The organism is Thiomonas sp. DCM-2 (assembly GCF_056820905.1).
In genome coordinates this window covers 2,483,541-2,498,350 of record NZ_CM165962.1, presented here as the reverse complement: position 1 = coordinate 2,498,350, position 14,810 = coordinate 2,483,541, and the positions used below count along the sequence as shown (strand labels likewise).

The 14,810-nt window shown below is 63.3% G+C and carries 13 protein-coding genes and 1 pseudogene; 7 read left to right on the top strand and 7 right to left on the bottom strand.

The window, feature by feature from the left end; translation table 11 throughout:
* Positions 1-6: 6 nt before the first annotated feature.
* The 3 genes from AC1ZQA_RS12050 to AC1ZQA_RS12040 all read right to left on the bottom strand — a co-directional run bounded on the left by AC1ZQA_RS12050 (position 7) and on the right by AC1ZQA_RS12040 (position 3,530).
* On the bottom strand, positions 7-1,464 hold the full coding sequence (locus AC1ZQA_RS12050; RefSeq protein WP_482677102.1) for an IS5 family transposase: 1,458 nt from the start codon (positions 1,462-1,464) through the stop codon (positions 7-9).
* Between the two features lie 829 nt (positions 1,465-2,293).
* Entirely contained in the window at positions 2,294-2,932 is a 639-nt protein-coding gene (locus tag AC1ZQA_RS12045) for a hypothetical protein (RefSeq protein ID WP_482677111.1), read from the bottom strand.
* 37 nt (positions 2,933-2,969) lie between these two features.
* A complete protein-coding gene (locus AC1ZQA_RS12040) occupies positions 2,970-3,530 on the bottom strand; it encodes a UPF0149 family protein (RefSeq protein ID WP_482677110.1) in 561 nt (186 codons plus the stop codon).
* Between the two features lie 53 nt (positions 3,531-3,583).
* Between AC1ZQA_RS12040 and AC1ZQA_RS12035 the strand changes: the two genes are divergently transcribed.
* The 4 genes and pseudogenes from AC1ZQA_RS12035 to AC1ZQA_RS12020 form a co-directional block, all read left to right on the top strand.
* Positions 3,584-4,144, top strand: coding sequence for a retropepsin-like aspartic protease family protein (locus AC1ZQA_RS12035; protein ID WP_482677109.1), 561 nt, complete (start codon positions 3,584-3,586; stop codon positions 4,142-4,144).
* A gap of 453 nt (positions 4,145-4,597) precedes the next feature.
* On the top strand, positions 4,598-5,464 hold the full coding sequence (locus tag AC1ZQA_RS12030; RefSeq protein ID WP_482677108.1) for a hypothetical protein: 867 nt from the start codon (positions 4,598-4,600) through the stop codon (positions 5,462-5,464).
* A 459-nt stretch (positions 5,465-5,923) separates the two neighbouring features.
* Positions 5,924-6,785, top strand: a protein-coding gene (locus AC1ZQA_RS12025) for an IS5 family transposase (protein WP_482677107.1) whose coding sequence is annotated in 2 segments (ribosomal slippage) — positions 5,924-6,333 and positions 6,332-6,785 — 864 coding nt in all. Because the reading frame shifts where the segments join, the coding sequence is not laid out codon by codon here.
* Between the two features lie 17 nt (positions 6,786-6,802).
* Positions 6,803-7,013 (top strand): annotated as a pseudogene (locus AC1ZQA_RS12020) (integrase); the annotation flags it as partial.
* Between the two features lie 127 nt (positions 7,014-7,140).
* On the opposite strand, the gene AC1ZQA_RS12015 reads toward AC1ZQA_RS12020, so the two are convergent.
* Both AC1ZQA_RS12015 and AC1ZQA_RS12010 read right to left on the bottom strand, forming a co-directional pair.
* On the bottom strand, positions 7,141-7,443 hold the full coding sequence (locus tag AC1ZQA_RS12015; protein WP_482677106.1) for an EF-hand domain-containing protein: 303 nt from the start codon (positions 7,441-7,443) through the stop codon (positions 7,141-7,143).
* Between the two features lie 16 nt (positions 7,444-7,459).
* Complete coding sequence (locus tag AC1ZQA_RS12010; RefSeq protein ID WP_482677105.1) at positions 7,460-8,539, bottom strand: substrate-binding domain-containing protein; 1,080 nt, start codon at positions 8,537-8,539, stop codon at positions 7,460-7,462.
* A 345-nt stretch (positions 8,540-8,884) separates the two neighbouring features.
* Between AC1ZQA_RS12010 and AC1ZQA_RS12005 the strand changes: the two genes are divergently transcribed.
* The 3 genes from AC1ZQA_RS12005 (at position 8,885) to AC1ZQA_RS11995 (ending at position 12,694) form a co-directional block, all read left to right on the top strand.
* Positions 8,885-9,667, top strand: coding sequence for a response regulator (locus AC1ZQA_RS12005; protein ID WP_482677104.1), 783 nt, complete (start codon positions 8,885-8,887; stop codon positions 9,665-9,667).
* A complete protein-coding gene (locus tag AC1ZQA_RS12000) occupies positions 9,664-11,052 on the top strand; it encodes an ATP-binding protein (protein ID WP_482677103.1) in 1,389 nt (462 codons plus the stop codon). Before AC1ZQA_RS12005 ends, AC1ZQA_RS12000 begins: the two co-directional genes overlap by 4 nt.
* 184 nt (positions 11,053-11,236) lie before the next feature.
* Positions 11,237-12,694, top strand: a complete 1,458-nt coding sequence (locus AC1ZQA_RS11995; RefSeq protein ID WP_482677102.1) for an IS5 family transposase — start codon at positions 11,237-11,239, stop codon at positions 12,692-12,694.
* A 205-nt stretch (positions 12,695-12,899) separates the two neighbouring features.
* On the opposite strand, the gene cobA is transcribed toward AC1ZQA_RS11995, so the two are convergent.
* Both cobA and ybiB read right to left on the bottom strand, forming a co-directional pair.
* On the bottom strand, positions 12,900-13,718 hold the full coding sequence (gene cobA, locus AC1ZQA_RS11990) for a uroporphyrinogen-III C-methyltransferase (RefSeq protein ID WP_482677101.1): 819 nt from the start codon (positions 13,716-13,718) through the stop codon (positions 12,900-12,902).
* The gene (ybiB, locus tag AC1ZQA_RS11985) at positions 13,702-14,787 is read right to left on the bottom strand and encodes a DNA-binding protein YbiB (protein WP_482677100.1); all 1,086 of its coding nucleotides are present in this window, start codon (positions 14,785-14,787) and stop codon (positions 13,702-13,704) included. The genes cobA and ybiB overlap by 17 nt, the downstream gene beginning before the upstream one ends.
* Between the last annotated feature and the right edge of the window lie 23 nt (positions 14,788-14,810).

Genomic DNA, 14,810 nt, shown 5'->3' with positions numbered 1-14,810 from the left:
ACAGTCTCAGGCCAGTGCCCAAGCGGGGCCGCGGGCGGGCGGTGAGGCGCCCATCGCCCGCGCACCCCCCAGCGCCTGGCGCAGCAGGCGCAAAAAAACCGGGCCCAGGCCCAGACGGACGATGGCGCGCAGCAGCCATTTGATGTTGTAGCCCGCCGCGCAGCTCAGGGCGTGCAGCGCATCGCCCAGCGCCCCCTTGAGCCAGCAGCGATCCAGGCGGTGATCGGCCTTCAAGTGTCCGATGGCCGGCTCTACCGCCGAGCGGCGGCGCAGCCAGGTGCGCTGCTGTGCAGTCAGGCGCTTGAACTTGCCGCGGTGCAGGATGTGCCGGCCCGGGTTGTCGGCATCCACCCCGCGAAAGCCCAGATCGACGACGACATGTTGGATGGTCACGGCCCAGTCCTGCATCAGAATGGTGGCCTGTTCCAGTGCCGCATGCAGGATGTGGCCGTCATAGGGATTGCCGGGGAAGGTGCGCGCCCCCAGCATCAGCCCCTGCTGGTGCGAGACCACCACGGCCGTCTTCACCCCAAACTCGTAGGGCTTGCGCGCCTTGCCCTTGCCGATGCACTCCACCTCCGGGGCATGCAGGGCGTAGAGTTTGTTCTTGTCTTTGGGTTGCTGCGTGCGCACGGCTTCAGCCCGGGCCATCCACTCCTGGAGCGCAGCCAGCGCTTTGGGGGAAGACGGGACAAAGTCCGCCGCCTGAAGCGTGCGCTGCACCGCGCGCAGCACAATCCCCAGGATCGTGCGCTGGCGTTTGATCACGCGCTGCAGACGCCGCAATTGCTTGGCGTGGGCATAGCCTGCCGCCTTGAAGCGCAAGGCCTTGCCTTCCTTGGCGTAGGTCTGCTTGAGGGGGATGCCTGCTTGTTTGGCGCTGCGCACCACCTTGTGGCGGGCGATCTCCAGCAGGCGGCTGTCGGTGGGGTGGGCGATGGCCTTCTCCTGCACGGTGGTGTCGACGATCACCCGCTGCAGCTCCTGGGGCTGCACGGCGCGGGTGGCCACAGCCGTGTCGATGGTGGCCTTGAGGAGTTCTTCCAGGCCGTCTTCCCCCAAGGCGCGGCGAAACCTCCCGACCTGGGTCGCGTCGCACGGCAGGCGGTGTTCAAAGTACGCCTGGCCCGAGAAGAACTGCCACAGCACGTTCTCGCTCCAGCGCACGACCAGTTCCTCATCGCTGACGTTGAAGGTGTGCTTCAGATACAGCAGGCTGATCATCAGCCGCAGGGGCAGCCGTGGACGACCCGCAGCACTGGCGCCTGCACCCACAAGTGCCTGATTGGGGCCGAACAGGTCCATGCCTTCGACCACGGTGCCTGCGCGCACTTGGCGCGCAAACTTCTCGGCAATGGCCGCCTCCAGTTGCGCCCAGGGCAGTCGTGTGGCCAGCACCGCCAGCGGGTCGCCCAGGTTGATCATCGCGTCGATGCGGCTGCGGAAAAAGTCGGGCGTTGCCATCCAGAAATCCCTCAGAAAATCGCCTCCACCATAACGTTTCTCAAGGGATTCGGTGCACCGAAAAACACAACAAAGTGTGCATTCATGCGGGGTGCAGGGGTTTTGCAGGGGGGACTAATTAAGGCTATCTCCGGGGGGGTGTCTGGTTTTGGAGCCCGCTTTCTGCGGGGGGTCTGACGCACCGTTTTGCACTCCCCGCGCACCTGGGAGCTCGGCCATTCTCCCCGCTTCGCTCCGCCCTGCACAGGCCGGTTTTGCGCGGAGCGGACCGGCCGTCCGAATGTTGACAAGACCTGGCCACTCGGCGGGCCGGTTCCCGCTTTCTCCCAATTCAGCGCGGCGCCCGTCAGCACCCGCCGCCCCGCGTTGTGCCGTTGCGGACGGCCCAGGGGCGCTGGCCTGCGGGAATAGATGTTGACATTTATCCTGCCCAGGGTCGAATAGATGTTGACATCTATTCTGTTCGGCAGGAATAGATGTTGACATTTTGGACGCGATCGATGTCAACATTTTGGAAGCCGCGCGGTGTTGGCGCGGTCCTTTCAAGGCAAGGGTGAGGCTCTTTTGTCGATGCGTGCCGCCTGACGCAGGCCGCGTCATCCCATCCCGCCCTGTTGGCTGTCACTCTGGATACGCTGCGCAGAAAGCCGACGGGGCGGACACAAGCGCAAAGCACCTTGGGGAATACTGCGGCCGGGCCGGTGAACCTCCGGTAAACGTGGAGCGAAATGCGCCGCCAGCTGCCGATTGTCGGACGCGTTTCAGGTCGCCCCGCGATCTGCTCAATCAGGCCGAGGGCGGTCCGCAGACGCCACTGCTCAGTTCTCGTTCAATGCAGCACGGGTTTGTCCACGCCCATGGTCTCCAGCCTCTGGACACGCGCCGCCTTGCACGCCTGCGCCAAATCCGCCAAGGCCTTCGGTGCCAGCAGCGACATGCTCTGAACATTGTGCATCAGCCCTTTGAGTTCCTGGGCGCTCGCCGGTGCTGCCGCGCCGGCCAGCAGAACAGCCGCCCCATGCAGCATGCCGCCGACCTCGACCAGCACGTCAAACGCCCGGCTGCCGTCGCTGGGCAGACTGATCGTCTCCTCCCGGCCATACAACCCAGCCATCACGCCGTCGATCTCTTCGAAACGGGTTTGCACAAACCGCAGCACCTCGGCGCGGGTGTATCCGGCGTTGAGTGGCACAAACCGAAACGGATGGCGCCGGTCTTGGTGTGTGGAGAGCTGGTTCCAGAATCCCATGACCAGCACCTCCAGCAGGGCATTGACCTCCTGTTCGCTGTTCATGACGGGCAGCTCACCTCCCCATAAATCCTCCAGCGCCCGCAGCGGCGAGGCCGCTGATGGCGAGATGATGGCCCCGAAAAACCGGGCGCGCACGATGTGGAACGGCAACGGACACGCGTAGTGCGACAGCACGGCTTTGACCTGGCCGTCAGAGACTTTGGGTGGAGTCGGCATGATGGGGGATGGGTTTTGTATTCTGGAATGCTTGCGTTCAGGCAGGCCAGCGGTGCCGGAACATCGCCACCGCGCCCTGCGTCAGAACCTCGGGCATGGTGTCATATTCCTTGGGACTGAGCTTTAGTTTCTCCAGCAGGGCCTGTCCCTCATCGGTGGCGTGCAGCAGAATGGTCGAAAGGAACGGCTCTGGTTCTCCTGCGACCACCGCAGCCCATGGCTCGGGGTCCAGTCCCATGCCGGTGTAGTAACCCAGACACCAGTGGCGCACGGTCAGCACACCGCTCTCTTCCACGAACACCGGGCTGTAGCTCTCCCCGCCTGCCTTGAGCGCCACTTGCACATCACTCCAGTGCTGGGTGAGCAAGGTCATCACGTCCATGCGCTCGGCGGGTGAGGTAAAAGCGGGCGGGTGCTCGCCCTGCTCAGCATCGAACACCCAGGGCAGGGCGTCGTTGAGGGTCACGCCGCCCGGACTGCTCAAGGCAGCGGTGAACAATCCGTTCACCGTGGACACATCCATGCCGCGCTCACGAAGATGCGGGCGCTCGAGCATCCCGTCGAGATTCAGTGCGGTCTGAGCGTCAGCAGGCGTCATCGGCGATTCTGTCCTGTGTAGGATGCAATCAACTTTCGCAACACCGAGGCAAAGTGGGCGATCAAGATCGCGACTGGGATAAAAACCGTTCTTCGACCTCTTCACGTTCGCGCGAAGTCGTCCCTGGGGGAGGATGGAAGCGGTCAGTCATCATGGTACTGGGCTGGCTGCTCGTGTTTGCCCTGACGTACGCGTTGATCGTGCGTTTCGTTCCCGGCTTTGGCACACCCAGGATTGAAGTCACGCAAGACGGCGCGCTCGTGTTGCATGCGAACCGTTCCGGCAACTGCGAGGTTCCCAGAACGATCAATGCAGTGCCGGTCCTGTTCATCGTGGAAACGGGTGCTTCCACGGTTTCAATCTCGGATGCCATGGCGCAGCGCATGGGGATCAGCGGATGCATGCCGACCATCTCATCGACCGCGAATGGCACGATCCCGAACTGCACAGCGGTAGCTCACACGCTGACCTTCGGGAATTTTGAAGTGCATGATGTCCAAGTGGGCGTGTTACCCCAGCTTGGACGACATGCCTTGCTGGGCATGAATGTGCTGAGCCGGATGGACTTGTCGCAGGGGGATGGGGAGATGACGGTGACAACGAGTTCGCGATGAGGGGGCTGGTTTTCTGAGGCTGCGGCGCTGCCACAGGTTTGCGTCTTTCAAGTGTTGCGTCGTAGAGCGTGTGTGGATGGCAACTTATCGGCCACTGCCGTCATTGAGGCCAATCGCGGCAACGGCAGCAATGCTGCACGTCGCTGCCATCCGCGGCGCAGGGCTGGTTGGCGTCAGGTTCCCGCGCAGCCCGAGCTCACGCTATCGACCTACAAGAGTCATCCGATTTGTGAGAAGCGGACAGTCACATGCGCCGCTGCTTCTCGAAACTCACCTGCAATTGCAGCAGACAGACACACTCAATCGAGGACGGATAGCGAGAAGGCCGGCCGTTGACTCATGGACTTGGCCGTCTCGATGGCGTTGTCTCAAAAACGGTGTTTTGTGAGGCGATGCCATTCCGCAAAAAGCGAGCCGATGAGGACTGCGCAGTGTTTCGTTACGTTGCGACACATGTCCTGCATTGACGAATCGCCTTTACAGAATAACAATGATTCGCATTACGTTGATGGAGCGGCAATGCGAATCATCCAGTGGACCCGAGGCTTAGCTTGTGTGGGCGGCTTGTTTCTCGGCGCGCAAGCGCAGGCGCAGTCATGGTCGGTGCAGCCATGCGATGTGGACGACTACATCACCAAAGCCATCGGGATCGAGGAACCATGGTTAGAAAATGCGGCCTATGTCTTTGCCCAGACCAACACCAATGGCACGCCACGGTCGCTGACGCTTTCCCCTGAGATCGAGGGCCAGTTCAGTGAGCGTCTGGGCATGGAGCTCGATCTTCCAGCCTACACCGCGAACGCGCCTTTCGGGCGTGGAAATGGAGCGTTTGGCCCCGTCGCAGCGGGATTGAAGTTTGCGGCTTTGCATACCTGTGATTTGAGCGAGGGGCGTGCCAGCCTATTGACGGCCGAAGTGGAAGGCCAGTACTGGGCCGACCCGCGTCCAAGTGTGCTGCCGGGGGAAGGCAATGCGGTGACGGCTCAGGTGATGTGGGCGCAACTCTGGTATCCCTGGTTCACCCAGGGAGAGGCTGGCTATACCCAACGCATCGGGACGGGTATCGCCAGTGGCTGGTTCCTCAACACCAGTTTGGGGCATGCCATAGGGACTGCTTATGCTGCGCAAGTGGAAGTGGAAGTCGACAACCAGTTGGTCATGGACGACGGACGGCGGGGTATGGAGGGAAGTGTGATGCCACAAATTGCTTACCACCTCACACAACAATGGCTGCTGGCCCTTGGTGAACAGGCGTCATTTCAACAAGGTACGTCGCATCCGCAATGGTCCACTTGGGTGATGCTGGAGCGGGAATTCTGAGGTGATGGGAACCCTAAATGGGGATCGACGACCAAAGTTGACCGGCCTAACGCACACCTGTCTGCGCGGAATGACCGGGGATTGAAGGATGATCTGCGCGGCCTTATGCAAACGGTGGAACAGAGCGGTGCAGGAGCAATCAGTGGGGACGAGACGATTTGCGCCATTCTGTCTCATTGCCTGAATTCAGTGCTTCGTCGGACGGTTGATTACTTGATCCTACCTGCGACTCTGCTGCACATCCATGGCGTACCTTCCGCCGCAACGACTGCTCTGGAGCGATTTCGCCAACGACTGCTCCTGGCCGACTCCAGCCCTCGAGATTTTGGCACAAAGTTGGCGCGCGACCATCTTTGGTCGCGTCGCTGGCATGTTGCCGGCGACGTTCTCTAAGAACTTATCCGTAAATAAGTAAAATGACCCTCCGAGCCGTGGCGTGTGCGGCGTGGGAGCGATGCGGTGGCCAAGCGGGCTGAGTCGTGGGTTGTGACAGATGCGTTCTGGCAACGAGTCGAGCCGCTCGTTCCAGCGCGGGTGATGCCGGCAAACAAGGTGTATCGGCGTCGACCTGGCGCGGGCCGACCGCCGAAGCCGGCACGGCAGGTGTTCGAGGCCATCGTGTACGTGCTGCGCACAGGCTGTCAGTGGAAGGCACTGCCCAAGGAGCGGTTCGGCAGCGCCAGCGCCGTGCACAAACGCTTCCTGGAATGGGAGAGGGCCGGGTTCTTCGAAGCGCTGTGGAAAGCGGGCCTGGCCGAGTACGACGACATGCAGGGCATCGCCTGGCGATGGCAGAGCGTGGACGGTGCGATGATGAAGGCGCCATTGGCGCAAGAAGCGGTCGGGCCGAACCCGACCGACCGGGGGAAAAAATGGGAGCAAGCGCCACCTGCTGGTGGACGGCCGTGGCGTCCCGTTGTCGCTCATCGTGACCGGGGCGAACGTCAATGATGGCAAACGCCTGGACGAAGTCCTGGGTGCCATCAGGGTCCAACGCGAGAGCCCGCCGGTGCGCCGCCACAAGCACCTGTGCGCCGATGCCGGCTACCGCAGTGCCGACAATGCGCGCACCATCGAAAAGCACGGCTATATCCCCCACGTCGTCGACCGTCGCAGGGAAGCGGACATCAAGCGGCGCGACCCGAAGAAGAAGGCCCGGCGCTGGGTCGTCGAGGTTTGCCATGGTTGGTTCAACCGATTCCGCAAGCTACTCGTGCGCTACGAAAAGCTCGAGCGCAGCTTCCTCGCACTCAACCACCTCGCCGCAGCCATCATCGCGTTTCGGAACGTGCCGCTCAAGGTCAACATTATTTACGGATAATTACTAAGGAGATCGCCATGAACACCCCCGAATCAGATCGTCAAAGCACAACCGACCCATGGAACAAGGGCAATGTCGTCGGACAGAAGGCACCGCTGAAACTGAAGGACATCTGGGCCATCCGGGTCCGTCTGCAAATGGAGCACCGCACGGCTGGCCTTGTTCAACCTGGGCTTGGACAGCAATCTCCGCGGCTATGATCTCGTCGCTCTACGCGTGCGCGATGTCTGACGCCGTGTCGATCTTTCGAGCGTTCTGGGCGCACGATCCCGACGCCGATGGCTTTGAGGCTTGGTACGAGCAGTCCAAGCCTGTGAAAGCCATCGGCCCCTCTGCCACATGCTCTTGTTCGCTTTTACCGCTGGCCCATCTCCTTGAGCATCTCGGCATGGATCTGGTCGAGCGTCACGTAGCCTTGGTGGGTGCTGTCGATTTGTGCAAAGCGTTGCGCCACCATCGGCATGCCAGCGCGCGCTTCGGCCAGGCTCAGGCGGCCATCGTGGTTGATGTCAGCCTGCTTGAAGCGGCTCTCGAGTTGCTTTTCCATGCGTTGCTGCATGGCGCTGGCCGCGAAACTGGGCATGCTCGACGCAAGCAGGCATAGCGCCAGCCCGAGAATGACAGGGTGCGGTCGGAACATAGTGTCGGTGATCAGCATGGTCGTACTCCAGGTTTTACAGACTGCGGTAGAAGGAGGTCGGCGGCGCGCTACCGACGACTTCGGTGAGAAAGGCGTTGAGGTCGCTTTGGATTGAGGTCAGTGACAAGTCGGTGCGAAACACCAGCTCCTGTTGCGTCAGCGCGGCAGCAATCACCGGTGCGGGCAGTGATAGGCCGTAACTGCCGTAGTAGGTGGTGATGCCGGCCGAGATGATCTGCGCCACTTGCTGCAGAGCTTGGGGGTTGCTGCGTGCTGCCATGATTTCGTCGGCGGCGGCACTGTATGCCTGCAAGACCATTTGTGTTTCGGCCAACCGCGCGGGCTCGTTCAGCACGGTGCTGAGAACTGCGACGCCGCCATGCGGCAACTGGCTCTGCGGCCACGCTGTATAGCCAGTGAACAGGGTCTGGATGTCAAAGGCACGCGCCAGGGGCGCGTTGGCACTGCTGCCGGGCAGCCGGGTTTGCATCACCAGCCCTGTGGCGGCGGGCTCAACGAGCGAGATGGCTGTGGGTGCGACGTTGAAGCTCGGATCGCAGGCCGGGTTGCTGTTCATCGGCAGTTGCTGTGCCATCATCGGCGCGGCCTGCATCACCGGCAAGTAGCACACCTTGAAGTTACCGATGCTTTGCCCCGCACGGCGTAACGCCGCCTGAAAGATGAGATCGGGTCCACCACCCTGACCACCGGACGTGGGGCCGGACACCAGCACGCCCTTGCCCACGAGTTGTGCGAACTGAGTGATGCCAGCGCTTTGCGGCGAAATCGTCCAGAAGCCACGCCAGTCGTTCACCTGCACGAGTTGCAGTTGAGAGACCTTGCCCGTGATGACTTGCTTGGCTGCGGTATAGGTCATGGCCAGCAGCGCGTCACCGTTGCCAGCGGAGAACTGGGTGGCAATCTGGCTACCGTCGGCAATGGGCACCAGTTTGGCCGGCAGGGTCGGGTTACGGGCCAGCGCTAGCAGCAACGGAAAGACGTTGGGGTTGGGTGTGGCCACGAAACGCAGCGGAGCGACAGACGCGACAGCCGATGTGGAGGTCGCAGCCAGCGGCCCACCGCCGCCGCCACAGGCGGTCAACACAGCGGTCAACGCAGCACTCAGCGTTAACAGCAAGCCACGACGCGCGAACACCTGCCAGAGTGAGCGCTGGGTTGGCTCGTCTGCTTCTGGTCTTCGAGCAGATGGCGCCGCGATGGGTTGGTAGGGCATAGATGAACAAGTTGGCATGGAAAACCTCCGGTGACATGACAATTGGTTGAACAGGGGCCAGCGTAGGCTGCGGGTGTTAGCGGCGGATTGCAGCCTGCACCGCTGGTGTGACTGCGCGTGACATGCACTGCAACTTGTCATGGTGGGTAACCGAAACAAGGGCGCGACGGGGTGCAGCTTGGCTACCATCGCAGCACTTCACTGCCTTTGACACCGCGTCTCGCCATGCCCTCCACGTCATCGCACACAACCGGAAGTCATTCCCTGTGCGAGGGGCGCCTGCTCGTGCTCGACGATGAGGCCGATCTGCGCGCCATGTTGCAGCGTTACCTCGGCGAGAATGGCTTCAGCGTGCGCACTGTCGCCGACGCGCAGCAGATGCAGCGCTTGCTGCAACGCGAGCGCTTCGATCTGCTCGTGCTTGACCTGACGCTGCCCGGAACCGACGGTCTGAGCGTCTGCCGTGACCTGCGCGCATCCGGAGAAACCATCCCCATTCTGATGCTGACCGCGCGCGGTGATCCGGTGGACCGCATCATCGGACTGGAAATGGGCGCAGACGACTATCTGCCCAAGCCCTTCAACCCGCGTGAGTTACTGGCACGACTGCGCGCCCTGCTGCGGCGCGAGCGCATGCCGAATCGGTTGCCAGCAACGCAGGACAAGCCCATACGCTTCGGTCCCTACGCGCTCGACCCCGTGACGCGCAGCCTGCGCCGCAACAATGATCTCCTGCGATTGAGCTCGGGCGAATGCGCCATGCTGCTGGCTTTGGCCAGTCGCCCCGGTCGGCCGTTGTCGCGCGAGCGGCTCATCGAGCTGGCCTACGGCCGCGAGCACGATTCCACTGATCGCAGTGTGGACGTACAGATCCTGCGGCTGCGTCGCCTGATTGAGATTGATCCGGCAGCGCCACGCTACATCCAGACCGTGCGTGGGCTGGGCTACGTCTTTACTCCGGATGCGACAGACGCCTCGGCTGCAATCCAAACAGAACCCAAGCCATGACAATGTGGCCGCGCAGTTTCTTCGGTCGCAATCTGCTGCTGATTATTGGCATGTTCTTTGTCGGCCAAGTGGTGAGCTGGGCACTGTTTGTCGCTCTTGTGCAGCGCCCACGCATCGAGCGTTTTGCTCCGGTCATCAGCGCGCAGCTGGCGACGTTGCGCTTGGCCTTGGAGGACCGGGACGCCGCGACGCGTCACCGCTTGCTTGACACCCTGCAGCGCCAATCTGGCAACGCGCTGCGCATCACCAGTCAGGCCCCCGGGGAAGTGACGCAACCCAGTCAATGGTTGGTACGCTGGTTCTTCGGGCTGCTGCGCCGACAACTTGGGCCAGGGCATACACTGGCTTGGCAATCGTCCCCAACCTACACGCTGTGGGTGCGTCTGCCGATGGGGCAACAAGACTACTGGGTGGGTTTTGCCGCACAGGGCTTCGTCCTGGAGGTGGAGGACGCGGCGTTGGCCATCCTGGCAGTGAGCGTGGGGCTGGCGCTGCTGGGAAGCTGGCTGATCCAGGCCAGCCTGCTGCGGCCGCTGCGTGCACTGGAACGTGCGGCGCTGCGCGTGGGTGGTACCCCGGATCATGGGTGGGAAAACGAGCCATTGGACGGTATGCCGCACACCGGGCTTGACCATGCGTTGGAAGGGACATCGATGCCCGCGCGCGTGGGCTCCGCCATGCCACTTGAACTCGCACGTGTGGCGCACAGCTTTGACACCATGGCGGCCCGGCTTCAGGCGCGCGACCATGAGCGTGCGCTGATGCTGGCGGGCCTGTCGCACGATTTGCGCACGCCGTTGACCAATTTGTGGCTCGGCGTGGAAATGCTGCGCGGGCAGGCTGATGCAGACTTGCTGGCGCGCATGACCCGCAGTATCGAGACCTCGAACCACATCATCGGCCAGTTCATCGATTTCGCCCGCAGCGCGGCAGCCGAAGCACCGCAGCACTGCGACTTGGCTAGCCTGGTGTATGCCGTGGCCGAGGAAATCCCGGGACTGATTGTTCAGTTTGAACTGCATGCTGATGCGCTGCAGACATGCTCCCTCCGTCCGCTGGCCATGCGGCGCATGTTGGCCAATCTGCTGGAAAACGCGCATCGGTATGGACGAGCGCCCGTGCAATTGCGTGCAAGTCGCCAGACCGACGCGCTGCAGATTGAGGTAAGGGATCACGGTGCAGGCGTATCGGCCGAAGCGTTAGCCAGCTTGACACAACCTTTCGTTCGCTGGGGCGAGGCGCAGTCAATGGTCGGCGGCACCGGGCTCGGGCTGGCAATCGTCGAGCGCCTCGCGCGGGCGCATGGCGGCGTGCTGCAACTGCGCAACCATCCGCAAGGTGGCCTATGGGCGCAGTTGCGGATCCATGCCCCGTTGCAATCCTGATGCGAAATCACGCTGGTGGCTCCAGGATGGACGGGAGATATTTCTTGTCACGAACACTCGGCTGAAATAGTCCCCCCTGCAAAACCCCTGCACCCCGCATGAATGCACACTTTGTTGTGTTTTTCGGTGCACCGAATCCCTTGAGAAACGTTATGGTGGAGGCGATTTTCTGAGGGATTTCTGGATGGCAACGCCCGACTTTTTCCGCAGCCGCATCGACGCGATGATCAACCTGGGCGACCCGCTGGCGGTGCTGGCCACACGACTGCCCTGGGCGCAACTGGAGGCGGCCATTGCCGAGAAGTTTGCGCGCCAAGTGCGCGCAGGCACCGTGGTCGAAGGCATGGACCTGTTCGGCCCCAATCAGGCACTTGTGGGTGCAGGCGCCAGTGCTGCGGGTCGTCCACGGCTGCCCCTGCGGCTGATGATCAGCCTGCTGTATCTGAAGCACACCTTCAACGTCAGCGATGAGGAACTGGTCGTGCGCTGGAGCGAGAACGTGCTGTGGCAGTTCTTCTCGGGCCAGGCGTACTTTGAACACCGCCTGCCGTGCGACGCGACCCAGGTCGGGAGGTTTCGCCGCGCCTTGGGGGAAGACGGCCTGGAAGAACTCCTCAAGGCCACCATCGACACGGCTGTGGCCACCCGCGCCGTGCAGCCCCAGGAGCTGCAGCGGGTGATCGTCGACACCACCGTGCAGGAGAAGGCCATCGCCCACCCCACCGACAGCCGCCTGCTGGAGATCGCCCGCCACAAGGTGGTGCGCAGCGCCAAACAAGCAGGCATCCCCCTCAAGCAGACCTACGCCAAGGAAGGCAAGGCCTTGCGCTTCAAGGCGGCAGGCTATGCCCACGCCAAGCAATTGCGGCGTCTGCAGCGCGTGATCAAACGCCAGCGCACGATCCTGGGGATTGTGCTGCGCGCGGTGCAGCGCACGCTTCAGGCGGCGGACTTTGTCCCGTCTTCCCCCAAAGCGCTGGCTGCGCTCCAGGAGTGGATGGCCCGGGCTGAAGCCGTGCGCACGCAGCAACCCAAAGACAAGAACAAACTCTACGCCCTGCATGCCCCGGAGGTGGAGTGCATCGGCAAGGGCAAGGCGCGCAAGCCCTACGAGTTTGGGGTGAAGACGGCCGTGGTGGTCTCGCACCAGCAGGGGCTGATGCTGGGGGCGCGCACCTTCCCCGGCAATCCCTATGACGGCCACATCCTGCATGCGGCACTGGAACAGGCCACCATTCTGATGCAGGACTGGGCCGTGACCATCCAACATGTCGTCGTCGATCTGGGCTTTCGCGGGGTGGATGCCGACAACCCGGGCCGGCACATCCTGCACCGCGGCAAGTTCAAGCGCCTGACTGCACAGCAGCGCACCTGGCTGCGCCGCCGCTCGGCGGTAGAGCCGGCCATCGGACACTTGAAGGCCGATCACCGCCTGGATCGCTGCTGGCTCAAGGGGGCGCTGGGCGATGCGCTGCACGCCCTGAGCTGCGCGGCGGGCTACAACATCAAATGGCTGCTGCGCGCCATCGTCCGTCTGGGCCTGGGCCCGGTTTTTTTGCGCCTGCTGCGCCAGGCGCTGGGGGGTGCGCGGGCGATGGGCGCCTCACCGCCCGCCCGCGGCCCCGCTTGGGCACTGGCCTGAGACTGTGGGCTCGCCGCCCCAATCCCGACGCGGCTGTCTCATGGGGTGGCGTTCCGTCCGGTTGGGGAACGGAAAACGAATTTTGCAGGGGCGACGAAATACTTCTGGCGGAATCCCGCGACACCGGGACTTCTCACAATCCCTGGTACGGCAAAGGGGGGCAGGTCACTATCACGCGATCCCTCTAAAAAAAGCCGCAGGTCAATCAAGCCGCAAGGGTCAGGGTGGCGCTCGCGGTGCGCAGTGGGGCTTGTGCGGGCTGGATTTGATCTGATGCGAGTGTCTGCAGGGCGTGTTGCATGGCTTTTCCGATCAGCATCACACAGGGAGAGCCGAGTTGTTCTGCTGCGAGAGTGCTGCACAAGGTGCCCAGGCAAGTGGTGATGCGGCGCTCCTGTGCGCTGCTCACGGCCTGGACGAGCAGCACCGGGGTATCGACTGGGAGACCGCCTTGGATCAGGCCGGATTCGATGGATTGGGCTTCGCCCACTCCCATGTAAATGACAAGGGTCAGGCCGGACTGGGCCAGTGCATCCCAGCGCGGCGCGCTGTTGCCCGGTTGGCGGTGGCCGGTGATCAGGGCGACGCCCGGCGCATAGTGTCGGTGCGTGAGGGAGATGCCGGCTGCTGCGGCGGCCGCGACGCCCGCTGTGATGCCGGGGACGACCTCCACCTGCAGGCCCGCAGCGTGCAGGGCGGCGATTTCTTCGCCGGCGCGGCCGAACACCAGCGGATCGCCGCCTTTGAGGCGCACCACGCGTTCACCGCGCAGTGCCTCGCTGATCATCAGACGTTCAATGAAGGCCTGCGGCGTGCTGGCGCAACCACCGCGTTTGCCCACCGGGATGACGCGGCAGTCTGCGGCGAGATGCGCCAGGCAGCCGGGGTTGACCAGATCATCGACCAGCGCCACGGTGGCTTGCTGCAGCACGCGCACCGCCTTGAGGGTGAGGAGTTCCGGGTCGCCAGGCCCAGCGCCAACGAGATGGACTGTGGCTTGCGAGACTTCAGCAAATGTCGGCATGGCGAGAACCTATGGAAGGATGTAGCGGAGTTGCGGCGAGCGTGGCGCGCGCCTCGACAGGGGATGCGGTCGACGCGACACTGAACCCGACGAGTCTGTCGCACATCGCACGGATGCTGGCGGCCTGCCGCGCGAGTGGCTCGGGCGGCAGGCTGTCGCCATGAAGAATGGCGTGAATCCAGCCGGCGCTGGCGCGCAGGTCGAGGCCGTCGGGCAGGTCTGTCGGCGGCGTGAATGGCGCGCCAGCCGGCCAGGTCTGCTCAGTTCCGTCAGCATGCAGGCCGAGGCGCTCCGAGTCGCGATTGGGATGGGCCACGGCCTCGCCCTCGCAGCCGCGCAGCAGCAGCGTGGGCTGATGCAGGGCGAGCAGCACGTCTTGCATCAGCTGGGCATATTCCGGATGGGTGTAGGCGGTGACCAGCAGGCTGGGTGATTGCAAAGGGTTGAGCATCTTGACCACCGAATGCCCGCCGTTACGCACTCCGAGCACATGACGCCATTGCAGCAGGCGGTCGAGCATCGGGCTGAGCCTGGACAGAGGCAGCAGCACGGCCTCGTTCCGCTCCAGCACGTCTTGCGCCTGCTCGGCACTGGAGGCGACGCGCATGCCCAGTGCGCGCCACAGCTGCGCGGTGGGCAGGCGGCCGTGCTCAGTGGACGGGGCGTCGATCACCAGAACTGGTATGCCCTGTTCCTGCAGCAGCGCGGCGAGCAAGGGCACTTGATTGGGCAGGCGGCGTGCTCCGTTGGCGCTGGGGATGACGACGACAGGACGCCTGGTGCGCACGTTGAGTTGCGGCAGGCTGTCCTTGACGGCGAGGGTGAAGCCCTCGAGTTCTTGGGCGCTCTCGCCCTTCATGCGCAGCGCCAGCAACAGGCCACCGATCTGCGCGTCAGCGAGTTCGCGCCGCAGCAGCCACCCCATGAGGGTGCGGGCCTGCTCCATGTCCAGGCTGCGGCTACCGCGGGCGCCGCGTCCCAGGGTACGCAACAGGGAGACGGCCTCCGGGTTGAAGCAGCCCGGCCCGGTTTCGAGCGGAATGGGGCGCAGTGTGGCGGGGTTGACCATAGCGAGATCCTCCTGGGCGCTGA

Coding starts and splice junctions, on each gene's coding strand:
- AC1ZQA_RS12030 (WP_482677108.1), top strand. CDS start 4,598: ATGTCCTGCATTGACGAATCGCCTTTACAGAATAACAATGATTCGCAT.
- AC1ZQA_RS12050 (WP_482677102.1), bottom strand. CDS start 1,464: ATGGCAACGCCCGACTTTTTCCGCAGCCGCATCGACGCGATGATCAAC.
- AC1ZQA_RS12040 (WP_482677110.1), bottom strand. CDS start 3,530: ATGACGCCTGCTGACGCTCAGACCGCACTGAATCTCGACGGGATGCTC.
- AC1ZQA_RS12000 (WP_482677103.1), top strand. CDS start 9,664: ATGACAATGTGGCCGCGCAGTTTCTTCGGTCGCAATCTGCTGCTGATT.
- ybiB (WP_482677100.1), bottom strand. CDS start 14,787: ATGGTCAACCCCGCCACACTGCGCCCCATTCCGCTCGAAACCGGGCCG.
- AC1ZQA_RS12015 (WP_482677106.1), bottom strand. CDS start 7,443: ATGCTGATCACCGACACTATGTTCCGACCGCACCCTGTCATTCTCGGG.
- AC1ZQA_RS12045 (WP_482677111.1), bottom strand. CDS start 2,932: ATGCCGACTCCACCCAAAGTCTCTGACGGCCAGGTCAAAGCCGTGCTG.
- cobA (WP_482677101.1), bottom strand. CDS start 13,718: ATGCCGACATTTGCTGAAGTCTCGCAAGCCACAGTCCATCTCGTTGGC.
- AC1ZQA_RS12005 (WP_482677104.1), top strand. CDS start 8,885: ATGCCCTCCACGTCATCGCACACAACCGGAAGTCATTCCCTGTGCGAG.
- AC1ZQA_RS11995 (WP_482677102.1), top strand. CDS start 11,237: ATGGCAACGCCCGACTTTTTCCGCAGCCGCATCGACGCGATGATCAAC.